This is a genomic window from Collinsella sp. AM41-2BH (assembly GCF_003468085.1).
GTDB lineage: Bacteria > Actinomycetota > Coriobacteriia > Coriobacteriales > Coriobacteriaceae > Collinsella.
This window is the reverse complement of sequence record NZ_QSGH01000012.1, coordinates 1-14,073: the sequence shown is the minus strand read 5'-3', so window position 1 is coordinate 14,073 and position 14,073 is coordinate 1. Positions and strand designations below refer to the sequence as shown.

The 14,073-nt window shown below is 59.4% G+C and carries 13 protein-coding genes and 1 pseudogene; 9 read left to right on the top strand and 5 right to left on the bottom strand.

The window, feature by feature from the left end; translation table 11 throughout:
* Nucleotide 1: 1 nt before the first annotated feature.
* On the bottom strand, nucleotides 2-634 hold the full coding sequence (locus DW899_RS07045; protein ID WP_158566585.1) for a cyclodeaminase/cyclohydrolase family protein: 633 nt from the start codon (nucleotides 632-634) through the stop codon (nucleotides 2-4).
* Between the two features lie 310 nt (nucleotides 635-944).
* Here DW899_RS07045 and DW899_RS07040 point away from each other — a divergent pair, with 310 nt between their 5' ends.
* The 4 genes from DW899_RS07040 to DW899_RS07025 all read left to right on the top strand — a co-directional run bounded on the left by DW899_RS07040 (nucleotide 945) and on the right by DW899_RS07025 (nucleotide 5,247).
* Nucleotides 945-1,613 carry a hypothetical protein gene (locus DW899_RS07040; RefSeq protein ID WP_117800457.1) on the top strand — a complete coding sequence of 223 codons (669 nt, stop codon included), beginning with the start codon at nucleotides 945-947 and terminating at the stop codon, nucleotides 1,611-1,613.
* Nucleotides 1,614-1,853: 240 nt separating this feature from the next.
* Nucleotides 1,854-2,447, top strand: a complete 594-nt coding sequence (locus DW899_RS07035) for a hypothetical protein (RefSeq protein WP_117800456.1) — start codon at nucleotides 1,854-1,856, stop codon at nucleotides 2,445-2,447.
* A gap of 308 nt (nucleotides 2,448-2,755) precedes the next feature.
* The gene (locus tag DW899_RS07030; protein WP_117800455.1) at nucleotides 2,756-3,475 is read left to right on the top strand and encodes a hypothetical protein; all 720 of its coding nucleotides are present in this window, start codon (nucleotides 2,756-2,758) and stop codon (nucleotides 3,473-3,475) included.
* Nucleotides 3,472-5,247: a phosphatidylinositol-specific phospholipase C gene (locus DW899_RS07025; RefSeq protein WP_158566584.1), complete on the top strand. Its 1,776-nt coding sequence runs from the start codon at nucleotides 3,472-3,474 to the stop codon at nucleotides 5,245-5,247. Before DW899_RS07030 ends, DW899_RS07025 begins: the two co-directional genes overlap by 4 nt.
* A gap of 92 nt (nucleotides 5,248-5,339) precedes the next feature.
* On the opposite strand, the gene DW899_RS07020 is transcribed toward DW899_RS07025, so the two are convergent.
* Complete coding sequence (locus tag DW899_RS07020) at nucleotides 5,340-5,609, bottom strand: hypothetical protein (RefSeq protein ID WP_117773055.1); 270 nt, start codon at nucleotides 5,607-5,609, stop codon at nucleotides 5,340-5,342.
* Nucleotides 5,610-5,677: 68 nt separating this feature from the next.
* Between DW899_RS07020 and DW899_RS10900 the strand changes: the two are divergent.
* The 4 genes and pseudogenes from DW899_RS10900 to DW899_RS07005 form a co-directional block, all read left to right on the top strand.
* A pseudogene (locus DW899_RS10900) lies at nucleotides 5,678-6,152 on the top strand (DUF1016 N-terminal domain-containing protein); the annotation flags it as partial.
* Entirely contained in the window at nucleotides 6,138-6,803 is a 666-nt protein-coding gene (locus DW899_RS10770) for a YhcG family protein (RefSeq protein WP_369832250.1), read from the top strand. The pseudogene DW899_RS10900 and the gene DW899_RS10770, both read left to right, overlap by 15 nt.
* A 63-nt stretch (nucleotides 6,804-6,866) precedes the next feature.
* Entirely contained in the window at nucleotides 6,867-7,655 is a 789-nt protein-coding gene (locus DW899_RS07010; protein ID WP_117800453.1) for an ADP-ribosylglycohydrolase family protein, read from the top strand.
* A gap of 32 nt (nucleotides 7,656-7,687) precedes the next feature.
* Nucleotides 7,688-7,909 (top strand): hypothetical protein, encoded by a 222-nt coding sequence (locus tag DW899_RS07005; protein WP_117800452.1) that lies wholly within the window; start codon nucleotides 7,688-7,690, stop codon nucleotides 7,907-7,909.
* A 460-nt stretch (nucleotides 7,910-8,369) separates the two neighbouring features.
* Here the strand turns inward: DW899_RS07005 and DW899_RS07000 are convergent, their stop codons facing one another.
* Nucleotides 8,370-9,707 (bottom strand): hypothetical protein, encoded by a 1,338-nt coding sequence (locus tag DW899_RS07000; protein ID WP_117800451.1) that lies wholly within the window; start codon nucleotides 9,705-9,707, stop codon nucleotides 8,370-8,372.
* Nucleotides 9,708-9,924: 217 nt separating this feature from the next.
* On the opposite strand from DW899_RS07000, the gene DW899_RS06995 reads away from it, so the two are divergent.
* A complete protein-coding gene (locus DW899_RS06995; RefSeq protein WP_117800450.1) occupies nucleotides 9,925-11,106 on the top strand; it encodes a cation diffusion facilitator family transporter in 1,182 nt (393 codons plus the stop codon).
* 12 nt (nucleotides 11,107-11,118) lie between these two features.
* Here DW899_RS06995 and DW899_RS06990 read toward each other — a convergent pair whose 3' ends face one another.
* Nucleotides 11,119-12,036, bottom strand: coding sequence for a hypothetical protein (locus tag DW899_RS06990; RefSeq protein WP_117800449.1), 918 nt, complete (start codon nucleotides 12,034-12,036; stop codon nucleotides 11,119-11,121).
* Nucleotides 12,037-12,215: 179 nt separating this feature from the next.
* Entirely contained in the window at nucleotides 12,216-13,883 is a 1,668-nt protein-coding gene (locus DW899_RS06985) for a formate--tetrahydrofolate ligase (RefSeq protein ID WP_117778469.1), read from the bottom strand.
* Nucleotides 13,884-14,073 lie beyond the last annotated feature (190 nt).

Genomic DNA, 14,073 nt, shown 5'->3' with positions numbered 1-14,073 from the left:
GCTATCCCCTCTTCCTTGCGGCGTCGGCGGCGCGGCGCGCCAGCGCATCGGCGCGCGGCAGCCACGTATCCAGCAGCTCATCGCACGCTGCCTCGAGCTCCTCGGCGCGTGCACGATCCTTCATAGACGTGGTGTTCGCAAAGAGCGTCAAGCTCGCGCCCTGCATAGCAGCACGGCAGAACACGGCGCCGCATGCCACGTCGGACAGCAACTGGCGCGAGCCCTTGTCGGCCATGTCCTCGAGCAGCGCCAGTGCGCGTCCGCAGGCATCCATAATGCGATACGGCGGCATAGCGGCCACATGCAGCGCATCCTGAATCGCGGTCGCTCGAGCCGGATCGTCACGCGGAATACCGTACGCCGCGGACACCTGCCTGTAGGCACGAACGTCCTCGGCAACCAACTCGACAAGCTCCTGGGCCAGCTCATCAGCCTGGGCAAACGCGCGCGTCAGGCCATCCGCACGATCAGCAAGCGCGGGATTAGTCGCACCGTAGCGGGCAACCATTCCGCACAGCGAGGCGCCCAGCGCGCCCACAAAGGCGCTCGCGCTGCCACCGCCGGGAACCGGCTCGCGCGCAGCCAGCGCCTCGGCAAACCCGCGGCAGGTCTTGTCCATCATCTCTTGGCTCATACGCATGCACCTTCAAGTCATATACATCGGTCGGGTGGCAACCGCCGACCGACCGCATCGATCACATAATGCTGCTAAGTCTAGCCCATAAGTACTCGAGCGTCAGCGCACCTGGCCATCGCGGATTACTATGACGAACGATAGGCGTCGGCACCGCAAACATGGGACACATGGCCCACCTTTCGAGACTTCCGGGCAGCGGCAACTGGGGCATACATATAGGTAAGGAGCCCTATGTTGGGGCAAGCTCATCACGGCACCGGACGACGAATGGAGGAATCACCGCACAGTAAACAAAGGCATCAGGTGCATGCGTAACCGCCGCCCCAGCGACCCGCGGCTCGCGATGTCCCTGGCAGACAAGGAGGACGCCACCATGAAGAAAAAGACCCTATCGATCCTTTCCCTTTGCATCGCCCTCTTTGCCGCATTTGCCCTTGTCGGCTGCGGCGGGAGCGCATCGGGCGGAGGCGGCAGCACCGCCAAGAGCGAGAGCAAGGAAAAGGCCCCCGTCGCCAAGAAGACCGACTTTATCTGGTTTAAGGTCGAGATGCCCGAGGGTGTCGGCGTAAGCGACTCCGCCGGCAAGAATGCCGACAGGGTTCAGCTCACCTTCCCCGAAGACGAGAACGCCTCGGCCGATCGCTTTATCCCCGTTTGGAAAAAAGCGCTGACGGCCGAGGAGTCCCACGCCGACCAGGCAGAAAAGAAGGGGGATACGTTCCAGTGGAAGGATGGCGGGTCCGTCGAATATAACGGCAGGACGTGGCTCGTCGGAACGTACGAAGACAACAGCTGTATCTCAACCATCCTTTTTACCGACGTTGAACCAGGAAGCGTCTACGTCCTCATCTCGAACTTCGACCAGCACAAGAAAGAAGCCGAGGCGCTCCTCAACTCCATCGAATTCCCCGATGACATGGCAGAGGCAGTTTCCGAGGCGCGCGAAGTCGAGATTTCGAGCATCGAGATCAAGTAACGGGACACCCGCACGCGCCTACGCGCACCAGCGCGCATGCGTCCATTAAAACAACGGGCGCCCAACCCAGGGAGGGCCGACAGCATCGGCCCTCCCCTCTTTTGTGCCCGCGCATATTGCCACTTGTCGGCGCAAATCCGGCACCCAGAATGGGACACATGGCCCACCCGAACGAGCCGCTCGCGCGTACAGTAAAGGCAGGTAATCCATGGGCGGTTACAGATCGAGGAGGACACGACCATGAAAAAGAAGGCCTTTGCGATTCTCACCCTCTGCATCAGTCTCTTTGCCGCAGTTGCCCTGGTGGGCTGCGGTGGCAGCGGCGGCGCTACCGGCAGTGGCGGTGGCGGCGGAGCAGAAAAGCCAGCCGTGGATATGAGGACCGATTTCATTTGGTTTAAGGTCGAGGTGCCCGAGGGCGTCGAAATCACGGACGTCGCAGGCGACACAGCCGACAGAGCCCAGTTTAAGTTCACCGAAAGCGAGCACGCGAGCGACCGCTTCATTCCTGTCTTCGACCCCGACAAGAACGCCGACGAGCTGTTCGACTACGAGGCAAAGTGGAAGGCCAACTCCGGATGGACCGAAAGCGACCCCGTTAAATACAACGGCAAGACCTGGCGCAGTGCTTACTTCACGCACTCGGGCGGCGTAACGACTGAGTACTTCACCGACGTTGAGGGCGGCAGCGTCTACGTGCGCATCGACAACGTCGAGGAGCACAAGGACGCCGTCGAAGCCATGATGAAGTCCCTGGAATTTGCCGATGACATCGCCAAGGCCAAGACTGAGGCCTTGGACGTCAAGCTCGACGATATCGAGATCAAGCGCTAAGCGACTGGCGAGCGCAACGGGAAACATGGGCGCAGCGCAAGCAAGCGACGGTGGCCCAGCGCCTCGCACCAAGGGAGGGCCGCATCACCGGCCCTCCCTTTCTTATGCCGGTAGCTAACGAGCGCAAAGGCGCCGGGCACCAAAACCACTCCCCCAAGCGCGGTGGCGACACAAAATGGGCAAGCATCCCAACACGTCCGCCCGCCGATTTATAGCGCCGCGCAGGCAATTAAGCCGACGCCTTTAAACATCTGGGCAGTATAGTGTCCAAAACGAGCGTACAGCCGCACGCTGCGAATGGAGGAGTTATGACCGAACACCATGCCATCAGCCGCCGAGCATTTACGCTGGGCTTAGGTCTTGCGGCGCTGTCGCCGCTTGCAAGCCTGCCAGAAACCGCGGCACCGGGCATTCCCCTGCGAGCGGCATTTGCAGACGACACGCCCAAACCGGCGGAGCACCTCGGTAATTTCGTCATTCGCCTTCGCCCCGCGGGCTATTTTCGCACCGCGAGCGTCAACCAAGACGGCAACGTTCGCGGCAACGTCTGCCACCTGTTTAACGACGGCACGTCCAGCAAGCTCATCCTTGAGAACGTAACGACCAAGAATGACGATACAAACTGGTATGCTATCCGCACCTTGCTCAATTTCGAAGAGCATAAAAAGACGGGCTACAGCATTTGGTCGGTCGACGACGACTCGGACAAAGATGGAAAGGTCATCCACGTATGGGGCGGCGAGTATGACAACAAGCCCAGCCGCGCTTTTGCGTTCGAGCGCCAATCAAACGGAACCTATATCATCCGAGACCGCACGGTCGAGAAAGAAACCGAGAAAAAAGACATTAAGTACTTGGCAATAGAATCGAACGGCAAAGACCAGGACAACAATAAGATCTGCCATAAGAGTAAGAGCATTCCGTGGGAGCTCGAACTTATCGGTTACGACATGAAAAAGAACGATGCCACGGTTAGCAGCCTCGACTGGATCACGTACAGCAGCTACGTCGATGGGCCATGTGGATGAAATACGTCGACGACAACAAGTTCCTCGACGAGCTGAGCATCCCGGGTACGCACGATTCGGGCACCTGCAGCGTGGACAACGACACTGAGCCCCAATCCTCGCAAGTAAAATGCCAGCAGGATTACATTCCCACGCAGTTGCTCGAGGGAATCCGCTATTTTGATATCCGACTCGGAAAGGGCGACGACCCCGGTATCGACCACGGGATTTTCTACCTACTCAAAAAAGACGGGAACTATCTGCATCTCTCCGATGTCATCGGGTACTTCAAAACGTTTTTGAACGAAAACCCGTCAGAAGCGCTCATCATGCTCGCATCGCGCGGCAACGATGAGGCTACCGACGAAAGCATAACGACGGCCTTCGCCAAGGTTATGGCCGATAACCCCAACCTGTTCTACACATCGAGCCGCGTTCCCACGCTACACGAGGTGCGCGGAAAGATTGTTCTGCTGCGTCGATTTAGGCTCGCCGGCAACAGTGTAAGCGGCCATACGTGGGGCCTCGACCTTACCGAATGGGATGACAAGATCAAGACTCACTCCGACAGCACCACTATGTGTCTCGTCCAAGACGCGCGGGGCTTTGAAGCCGCGGGGGAAACAGGCGACAAAGAGCCCTATTGCACCAAGGTATACGCCCAGGACAAGTACAAACTCACGGGAACCGACAAGCTCAGCTGGGTCGATAATGCACTGAAGGAAACGACCGGGCGCACGCGCAACAAGGTGGACGTCGTGGACGATGGCGGGGCCAAGGTGCAAGCGCAGGAGCGTTGCTGGTCTATCAACTACACCAGCTGCACGGGCTTGTCGCACGGAGGCAATCCTTTTACCTCGGCACGAGTAGTCAACGAGCATCTGTATAAGAGCCCGTACATCAACCCCAGCGGCAACGAGGAAACAAAGTCAGATTACCTCAAGCACATTGGCATCATCGCATCCGACTTTGTTGATGCGGCACTGGCACGGAGCATCTACCAGCGCAATTACAATTACGATACGAAGCACACGCAGTCGGCTTCGTACTACCTCCCGACCCGTATGCGCATGACATACGGCGACTCGCTGAGCGATGCCTCACTCCAGGATGGCAAGACCGTTGGCGAGGGTCATTTCCGTCTCGTCGACAGCAGCAACGTACTCAACGTGGCGGCTTCGGGCCGTGCATTTGCCATCGAATACGTTGATGTCGACGCCTTGGGCAACGAGACCGTTACGGAGCTGCGGGGCTCCGTGCCCATCGATATCGATCCGCGCGCGTTGACGCCCCATTTTGAGGGGCTCGAAGGCCTTAAGGCCGGCGAAGACGTGCGCGCCAAGATTGCGGCATCACTCGAGGGCAAGCTCGAAACCGATGCCTGCACGGCCCAGCTCGAGTTTGCGCACGACGCGGACGGCGCTCCGGGCACGGCAATGGTCGAGGGCGAGGCATTTACCGCAGGGACGTACTGGGTGCGCGCGAAAGGCCTTTTGGGCGACGCGGCGCAGAACTACACGCTCGCCAGCGACGGAGCCGCAAGCTTTACCGTAGCGGCCTCGGGCAGTGCGGGCGGCAACGGCAGCGGCACGGGTTCCAACGCAGGCAGCGCCGACAAGAACGGCAAGGGCAACAAGAGAGACCAGGGCAAGAGCTCGGGCGGAAAGCTCGCCAACACGGGCGACGGTTCTGGCGTTGCCGCCGGGCTCGCTGCCGCCGCCGTAGCGACGACGGTCGCCGGCGCAGCAATGCTTGCCAGTGACCGCGACAATACCGAGGACGTTAACGAATAGGCAAGCCAGTTTTTTGGGCGCATCAACTCAATCGGGGCGCAGAATACCGTTCTGCGCCCCGATTTTTACCTTGGACCGAACGCCGTTATCGGCTACATCACCATGTTCAGCGCGTTCACAAATTCCTGGGCCTTCGCACGGCTACTCAGGCTAAAGACGCAAGCGGTCAACAGTCGATTGCGCAGAAAAACATCACGGCCTTTGATTCTATTGACGCCCGTGATGTCCTTAAGATAGACAATCTCGGTGTGCTTGCCGCCGAAAGTGCCCTTCCTGAGCACCTCGATACGGTTGGGGTAGATCTTGACGTCTTTAAACCTACCCGAGCCCTTGTCCTGAAACAGCAAGGTGTTGTTGTCCATGTATGTCACTCCCATGGGGTTCGTGAAAACTGTCTCTATTGCCAAATTTTAGTCACCGCAAGGCCCCCATGCGAAGTTGCCAGACAGCGCAGCGATTCGTGTCCGTACGAGTCTTTAAACTAAATGCAATAAAGATGCGTCCTCAAGAGGAAAGTCGGGCGATATTGATGAGTGAACTGGCAAACCGCGGGGAATCGGCAATCGTGCCAGAAGTTTTTTACAAGCAGGTTTCCTCGATTCTCAACGCCGCTCGCGACAAGGCCTATACCGCCGTTAACTTTGCGATGGTTGAGGCATATTGGGAGATCGGCAAGAGTATTGTTGATGAACAGGGCGGAGAGGAGCGCGCCAAGTATGGCGATGCACTGATCGACGAACTTGCCGTTAGATTGACTAAGGATTTTGGCAGAGGCTTCAACGCCAGAAGCTTAAGATACATGCGTCAGTTTTATCTTGCGTTCTGAATTGAATTGGACACATTACCGCAGGTTATCGCGTATAACCGACCCTGATGCTCGAACATGGTACATGAACGAATGTGCCGATTCTCGCTGGAGCACGCGTCAGCTCGAGCGCCAGATCAACACCATGTTCCGCGAGCGCCTGCTTGCCAGCAAGGACAAGGAGGCCGTCACCCAGGAAATCCAAAAGAGCGCCCCGGCTCGTCGCCCCGAGGATATCATCCGCGACCCATATGTACTGGAGTTTTTAGGTTTCTCGGACGATACTGCGTTTCGCGAGAGCGATCTAGAGCAGGCGCTCATCACGCATCTTCAGAAGTTCCTGCTGGAGCTTGGCCGTGGTTTCGCTTTCGAGGCGCGCCAAAGGCGCATCACCTTTGATGGGCGCCATTTCTATATTGACCTTGTGTTTTACAACTATCTGATGCGCTGTTTCGTGCTCATCGACCTTAAGACGGACGATCTTACGCACCAGGACCTGGGCCAGATGCAAATGTATGTGAACTACTACACGCGCGAGCTCATGAACGAAGGCGACAATCCGCCCATAGGCATCGTGCTCTGCGCGGACAAAAGCGATTCGATCGTCGAGTACACGCTGCCCGAAGACAACGACCAGGTGTTTGCCGCCAAATACCTGCCGTATCTTCCAAGCAAGGAAGAGCTGGCGCGCGAGCTGAGTGCCGAGTACCGCGCCATCAACGAAGCGACTAATGGCGAAGCGCAAGGGTAGCGGCACGTTGCGACCGATACCCCCGACGGCGCTCCACATCACCCGGGATAAGAGGAGCTTTCCATGACAGACAGACCGAAAACAACACTGCGCGACTGCATCTATGGGCTTGCCGTCGGTGACGCGCTGGGCGTTCCCTACGAGTTCAGGCCCCGCGGTACGTTCGAATGCACGGACATGATCGGCTACGGCACGCATGGGCAACCCGCCGGCACCTGGAGCGACGACACATCTATGACGCTTGCTACCTGCGACTCGATTAGGGAGCTCGGGCACATCGACACCGCGGACATGCGCGACAAGTTCGTAAGCTGGATTGCCCGTGGCGAGTATACGATCGACGGCGTTTTCGATTACGGCGGTACGACCGCCCGCGCCCTGCGCACCGGCAAAGGAGGCTCCGGCGAGCGCGACAATGGCAACGGATCGCTCATGCGCATCGCTCCCCTGGCGTTCACCGATGCAACAGACGAGGAGATCTGCGAGGTCTCCGCCATTACGCACGCCCACAGAACGTCGACCGACGCATGCGTCATATTTGTCGAGCTGATGAGAGACGTGCTGAATGGCACACTTCCCTCGTGGGCGCTCCAGCTGAAAAGCATACCGGAGCAGGGAATCAGGTCCGGCGGCTTCGTGCGTGACACGCTTAAGGCAGCCACCTGGTGCTTCGTCAACACTAACAGCTACGAAGAGTGCGCACTTGCCGCCGTCAACCTGGGCGACGACACCGACACCACCGCAGCTGTCGCAGGTGCGCTCGCCGGCACGGCCTACGGCATCGATGCAATTCCGCAGGAGTGGGTCGACGCCCTACGCGGAAAAGAGCTGATTGAGAACTGCTTGTTTTAGGGCGCCATTCAAGAAATAAGGTAGGAGGCATCATGGATAGGAAGATCGCGAATATCGATGAGTTCCAAATGGACGAAAACGAGACCCCGATACTCCCAACGGGACTGAGGGAGGAAGAAAACCTTTATGTCCTCCCCGACGGGCGTCACCTCCCCTGCGGGGTCTACCGGACCGAAGATGGCGGCTCGCTCATTTATGAGCCATCCGAACTAAGCTTCTTCGGGCAGATGCTTGCCCAATTCAAAGAGAACTAGAGGCTTGATTGCCCGTTAGATCGACACTGCTCAAAACCAGTGGGCCGGCTATCCTCCACCGCGGCCCGTGAGGTAGAATTATGCCTGCCGCGGAATCCACCTGCGGGCAACGCTCCGATCTCCGATTGGGGTGAAGCCTATGAACTTGTTTCTTGAAATCCTGCGCCTCTCGATGTATGTAACCGGCATCGTCCGGAACCTCTACTCGATCTGGCGGGAATATAAGCAGTAACGGATAGCGAAGGGAGTCATGCAAAGGGCCGGCTGCAACCGACCCTTTTGACGATAATACCTGCGTTGCCCGCGTCTCCGAAGTTTGAGTAGCTGAGGAGCGGGTTCCGCGGCACATCCTGATTTTACCCAGTGGCAAGACTCTTTTACAGCCGTTCCACCGTTTATTTACATCTGCCATCACGGGCGGGATGTTGCGCACTCTCGCGAGCCAACCGGCACCACTCCCCTACTTACCAAAGATCGCAGCGAACAAGCCCTTGCGTTTGGGCTTCTCCTCTCGGTAGGAACCCTCGACGGCGGCTGCAACCTGGCGCGGTTGCTCGCCGTCTCCACGGCGCACGATCTGGTATAGGAACGGCGATTTAACATATTTGACCTCGACGGGTGTGGCGTGTACGGTGCTCTCACCGGACAGATGCAGGCTCGGACTGAGCGGCGCCACGATATGCGTTTCGCGCTTGTCGCTAAACACCACCGCGGCCGCACGACCCGTCTGGCCGTTTACGGCAATGCGCACCTGCTCGCCATCGCGGCCATCCGTCGCCGGACGATCGACAAAGTAGACCGGCACCATCACCAGGCCGTCCTTATGCTTGCGGGCCTTGCGCGCCCAGGTGCGGATGCTCTTTTTATTGAGCCCCAGTATCGCCTCGGCGTCGTTGCCCGCAACGTCGAGCGCCAACTTATCAATGACCACCTGGTCCTTGGTAGACGCATCGACGGAGACAACGCGGAAGTCGCCTTCCTGCATGGCGGGATCGAACGGGCCGACCTTGGCAAAGTCCCACGGCTCCAAAATGCCCATGAGGCGAACGTCCAGGTAGTTTGCCCTGGGATATGCCCAGTCGAGCACCTCGTAGTACACCAGGGTCTCCTTGCTCAGGCCCTTGCCCGGGAAGCTCGCCATCATGCGCAGGTCCGCCAGCGCCATGGGGAAGTAGAAGAGCATCATGTCGTTTTGGATCGCATCTTCTACATCGTGCCCGGCAAAGGCATCCGGATACTGACGCACCAGCTGCAGTGCGTTGGCACGTGCCTGCTGCGGCGAGATTTCGCAAGGAATACCCTGCTCAGGCACATACTCCGCACCTACGCCCATGGTCAGGCGCTTGCTAAACGTCCCCGGCTTGAGCAGGTCGGCAATGCCGATCTTGTTGCCGCAGGACGGGCACTCAAACACGCGCTGGGTCGACTCGCCCTCAAAGGACGCACCACAGAAGGGGCAAGGAATGCTCACATGCGTGGCCTCTTGGAACTCCTGCGCCGTGCCGCGATCCTCCCACAGCAGATGTTCCAGGACCGACTGATTGCGCCAGTGCGAATTGAAGAAATACCAGTCCGGGTCCTCCGGGCGCTCGAGTTGCGACACATGCGTGAGCTTGAGCAGTCCATCCACCACCGTCAACGGCGTATGGCGAATGCCCAGGGCGCTCTTGGGCTCCCCCGCATCAGCCTGCCACGGAATGACCGCACCGCAATAAGCGCACTCAAAGCTGCGCTTAGCTTGGTGCGAGTACATAGGGCCGCCGCAGTTTTGACATTTAATGGCAAACATCTCGTCCATGGAAACGTCCTCCTTTGCACAAAGCTGTCGACATTAAGTATGTCGAGCAAACAGGCACATGCCCATACCCATGTGGCCCAAAATGGACCACCCAGGCAGACGAGAAGGCTCGCTCGTTAGCACCGGCAGACTATTGCTGCATTTTCTGAGCATCGGTGCACGGCGCCCCCGCGCGAGCTACACTATCCCCTTAAACATGATTGTGAGGACGACCGCTATGCTATTTGTAAATCGGCTGGTACATACGCTTGTTCCCGGCAGCGAGAGCGAGCCGGTCGATGCATCTTGCCGCACCAACGCGGGCTTTTCCGCAAGCCTCGTCTGCATTGGCCTCAACATCACCCTGTGCCTGGCCAAGGGCATCGCGGGCCTGCTCGCCGGCTCCGTCTCCCTCATCGCCGACGCTTTCAACAACCTCTCCGATGCCTCGAGCAACATCGTGAGCCTGCTCGGGTTCCGCCTTGCCAGCCGCCCGGCAGACGAAGGCCACCCCTATGGCCACGGTCGCTACGAGTACCTAGCCGGTCTGTTCGTCGCCGTCCTGGTTTGCGCCGTCGGCATCAACCTGATCCTCGAGTCGGTCACTAAGATCATCAAGCCTTCCCCCACTGCATATTCGGTGCTCTCCTTAGCCGCCCTCGTCTTGTCCATGCTCGTTAAGCTCTGGATGGCCGCGTTCAACCGCACGTTGGGCGACCGCATCGACTCGGAGACGCTCATCGCCACAGCACAGGACTCCAAAAACGACGTCATCACCTCGGGCTCGGTCCTGGTGGCGGCGCTTATTTCGCAGACGACCGGCTTTGACCTCGATGGCTGGGCAGGCCTGGGTGTGGGCATCTTCATCTGCATCAGCGGCCTGGGCCTGGTGCGCGACGCCATCAGCCCGCTGTTAGGACAAGCGCCCGACCCCAAGCTCGTCCAGGAAATCCGCGACAGGATTATGTCGTACCCCCAGGTCTTGGGCACACACGACCTCATGGTGCACGACTACGGCCCCGGTCGTCAGTTTGCCAGCGCCCACGTGGAGATGCCCGGCGAGGGCGACGCATTTGAGCACCACGAGATTTTGGACACCATCGAGCACGATATCAAACGGCAGATGGGCATCGGTATCACGCTGCACTGCGACCCCATCGCCACCACCGGCGACGACCTACGCGGCTGGGTCAAGCGCGGCGTCATGCAGATCGACCCCGCGCTCTCCATCCACGACCTGCACGAGCACGACGGGTTCGTTTCGCTTGACCTGGTGCGTCCCGACGGCTTTGACATATCCGACGAGGAGCTGCTGGAGCTCGTCACGCGCATCGTGCACGAGCGCCGGCCCGACGTCTCGTGCGTCGTCACGTTTGATTCGGGCTTTAGCTCGCCCGAGCGTCCGGCCGAGCAACTGTAGCCCGCTTAACAGCTAGTTTCCCTGCGCGCCCGAGATGCCGTTTTGCAGTGCGTTCCAGGCATCCGTCGCCATATCACCCAGGTTCTGAGCGGTGTCGCCCAGGTTCTGCGCCGTGCCGCCCAGCTCTTGCGCTTTGTCTCCCAACTCCTGTGCCTTGTTGCTCAAGTCCTCCAGCGTATTGGAGCTCGAGCTGTCGGTACCGCTTTGGCCGCCGGACGAGTTGCCCGAGCTGTTCTTGTGCGTGAGCTGAATTTCGAGGTTGCCGTTGTCGTTATAGTAGGCAGAAGTAACGACCCAGTTGGCATCGACGACGGGCGTTGAGCCATCATCAGTCAGGACCACGGCATTCGAAAGATCGGCGCCGCGCGACTTGAGGATCTTCTTGGCGTTGGACCAGTACTGCCCCGGGATATCGCTCAGATCGACGGTACTAGACGAGGCGGACTCGGTTTGCTCAACAGTGGCATCGGCCGTTGAACTCCCTCGCTTGTTAAGCATGCCCGACACGATGGCAAACACAACCGACAGCGCAAAGAAGATCGCCAGTACGATGAGGATCTTCTTGATCACGCTCGACGAACGCGACGGCTTCTTCTCCTCGTCCTCGTCATATTGCGGAATCGACTTGGGGTACTCGCGATACGGCTCGCGCGACTCGTAGCGAGGCTGCGCCGTGCGAGGCATATACGTCGTCTGCTGAGGCTGCGGAATGGGATTCTGCGGCAGGTTGTCATAGGGATTCGGCGTCGAGGCAGCATAAGAATCCTGCGGCGTGTCGCCATAGCCCATAACCCGAGTGGGCTCAGCAGAAGGCTGCGTCGCCGCGGGGTCGGTATAACCGGAGTTGGGAACAACGCGGGTCGCATCGGCGCTATCGCCAGCCTGCGCGGAACCGTAGCCACCCATCACGGTTGTCTTGTCCTGATCCATGCAACGATTCCTTTCCGTCGCGTGTGAGCCTCAAGTTATCCATGCATTCTACCCGCGCAAAAGCCTATGATGGGCAGAGTCCGTCGGTATCTACAAGACATGCGCGGGCCTAAGGATAAAAAAGCCCCGCCGGGCCTTGGGGGCACGGCGGGGCAGGCAGGCAGCTAGGGGCAACAGGCTTAGAACAGGCCGGTAATGTTGCCGTCGTTGTCGACGTCGATGTTCTCGGCCGCGGGGACCTTGGGCAGGCCAGGCATGGTCAGAACACTGCCAGTCAGCGCGACCACAAAGTGGGCACCGGCGGAAACCTTGAGCTCACGCACCGTGATGCGGAAGTTCTCGGGAGCGCCCAGGGCCTTGGCGTTGTCGCTAAAGCTGTACTGCGTCTTGGCCACGCACACCGGCAGGTTGCCAAAGCCGTTCTCGCGCAGCTCGGCGAGCTGGCGCTTGGCGGCCGGCGTAAAGTCAACGCCGTCGGCGCGGTAGACCTTGGTGGCAATGGCCTCAAGAGCGTCGGCCACATCGGCGCCGTCCTCATAGGCAAACTTGAGCTCGCTCGGCTGCTCAATCAGACGCATGACCTCATCGGCAAGCTCGAGCGCGCCCTCGCCGCCCTTGGCCCAGACCTCGGAAAGCTTAACGTTGACGCCGAGCTTCTGGCACTCGGACTCGATGAGCGCAAGCTCGGCCTCGGTGTCCGTCGGGAAGCGGTTGATGGCGACCACGCAGGGCAGACCATAAACGTTCTGGATGTTGTCGACGTGACGCAGCAGGTTGGGCATGCCGGCCTTGAGTGCCTCGAGGTTCTCCTCGTTGAGGTCGGCCTTGGCGACGCCACCGTTGTACTTCAGCGCACGAGCGGTCGCGACGACCACGACGGCGCTGGGGCGAACGCCCGTCATACGGCACTTGATGTCGAGGAACTTCTCGGCACCCAGATCGGCACCGAAGCCGGCCTCGGTAATGGCGACATCGCCAAAGCGCATCGCCATACGCGTGGCCATGATAGAGTTGCAGCCGTGGGCGATGTTGGCGAAGGGACCGCCGTGGACAAACGCGGGCGTGCCCTCGAGCGTTTGCACCAGGTTGGGCTTGAGCGCGTCCTTAAGCAACGCGGCCATGGCACCCTGGGCCTTAAGGTCGCGGGCACGGACGGGCTCGCCGGCAAAGCTGTAGCCGACGACGATCTCGCCCAGGCGCTCCTTGAGGTCGCTGATACTCGTAGACAGGCACAGGATTGCCATGACCTCGGAGGCGACGGTGATATCGAAGCCGTCCTCGCGCGGCACGCCCTGGGCCTTACCGCCAATACCGTCGATGACGTGGCGCAGCTGACGGTCGTTCATATCGACGACGCGCTTCCAAGTGATGCGTTTAACGTCGATGCCAAGCTGGTTGCCCTGCTGGATGTGGTTATCAAGCATGGCGGCCAGCAGGTTGTTGGCAGCACCGATGGCATGGAAGTCGCCGGTAAAGTGCAGGTTGATATCCTCCATGGGGATCACCTGAGCCCAGCCGCCGCCGGCAGCACCGCCCTTAACACCAAAGACGGGGCCGAGCGAAGGCTCGCGCAGGGCCACGGCACTCTTGACGCCGCGACGACGCAGGCCATCGGCCAGACCGATGGTCGTGGTGGTCTTGCCCTCGCCCGCAGGCGTTGGGTTGATAGCGGTCACGAGGACGAGCTTGGCCTGGTGATCGGTCGGCTCGTTGAGCAGTGAATAGTCGACCTTAGCCTTGTCGAAGCCGTACGGAATAAGGTGCTTAACGTCGACGCCGGCGTTCTTGGCCACCTCGGTAATAGGCAACGGCGTGACAGAACGTGCGATTTCGATGTCAGTAGGCATGGGCGGTCCTTTCGTTACCGAATGAGAAAAAGACCAATTCAGCATAGCACGGGTGCGCAATAGTAAAACGCCCATAACCGATGAACGGCGATATGTTTACCCGATCCTTGATTATCGACTTTATCCGAACACCTCCCACATTCATCCGCACATGTGCGGATGAATGTGGGAACCCGATACCCTGAGGGCC

Coding starts and splice junctions, on each gene's coding strand:
- DW899_RS06990 (WP_117800449.1), bottom strand. CDS start 12,036: ATGGATCAGGACAAGACAACCGTGATGGGTGGCTACGGTTCCGCGCAG.
- DW899_RS07040 (WP_117800457.1), top strand. CDS start 945: ATGCGTAACCGCCGCCCCAGCGACCCGCGGCTCGCGATGTCCCTGGCA.
- DW899_RS07020 (WP_117773055.1), bottom strand. CDS start 5,609: ATGGACAACAACACCTTGCTGTTTCAGGACAAGGGCTCGGGTAGGTTT.
- DW899_RS10770 (WP_369832250.1), top strand. CDS start 6,138: ATGAACGAATGTGCCGATTCTCGCTGGAGCACGCGTCAGCTCGAGCGC.
- DW899_RS07010 (WP_117800453.1), top strand. CDS start 6,867: ATGACAGACAGACCGAAAACAACACTGCGCGACTGCATCTATGGGCTT.
- DW899_RS07000 (WP_117800451.1), bottom strand. CDS start 9,707: ATGGACGAGATGTTTGCCATTAAATGTCAAAACTGCGGCGGCCCTATG.
- DW899_RS07035 (WP_117800456.1), top strand. CDS start 1,854: ATGAAAAAGAAGGCCTTTGCGATTCTCACCCTCTGCATCAGTCTCTTT.
- DW899_RS07030 (WP_117800455.1), top strand. CDS start 2,756: ATGACCGAACACCATGCCATCAGCCGCCGAGCATTTACGCTGGGCTTA.
- DW899_RS07025 (WP_158566584.1), top strand. CDS start 3,472: ATGAAATACGTCGACGACAACAAGTTCCTCGACGAGCTGAGCATCCCG.
- DW899_RS07005 (WP_117800452.1), top strand. CDS start 7,688: ATGGATAGGAAGATCGCGAATATCGATGAGTTCCAAATGGACGAAAAC.
- DW899_RS06995 (WP_117800450.1), top strand. CDS start 9,925: ATGCTATTTGTAAATCGGCTGGTACATACGCTTGTTCCCGGCAGCGAG.
- DW899_RS07045 (WP_158566585.1), bottom strand. CDS start 634: ATGAGCCAAGAGATGATGGACAAGACCTGCCGCGGGTTTGCCGAGGCG.
- DW899_RS06985 (WP_117778469.1), bottom strand. CDS start 13,883: ATGCCTACTGACATCGAAATCGCACGTTCTGTCACGCCGTTGCCTATT.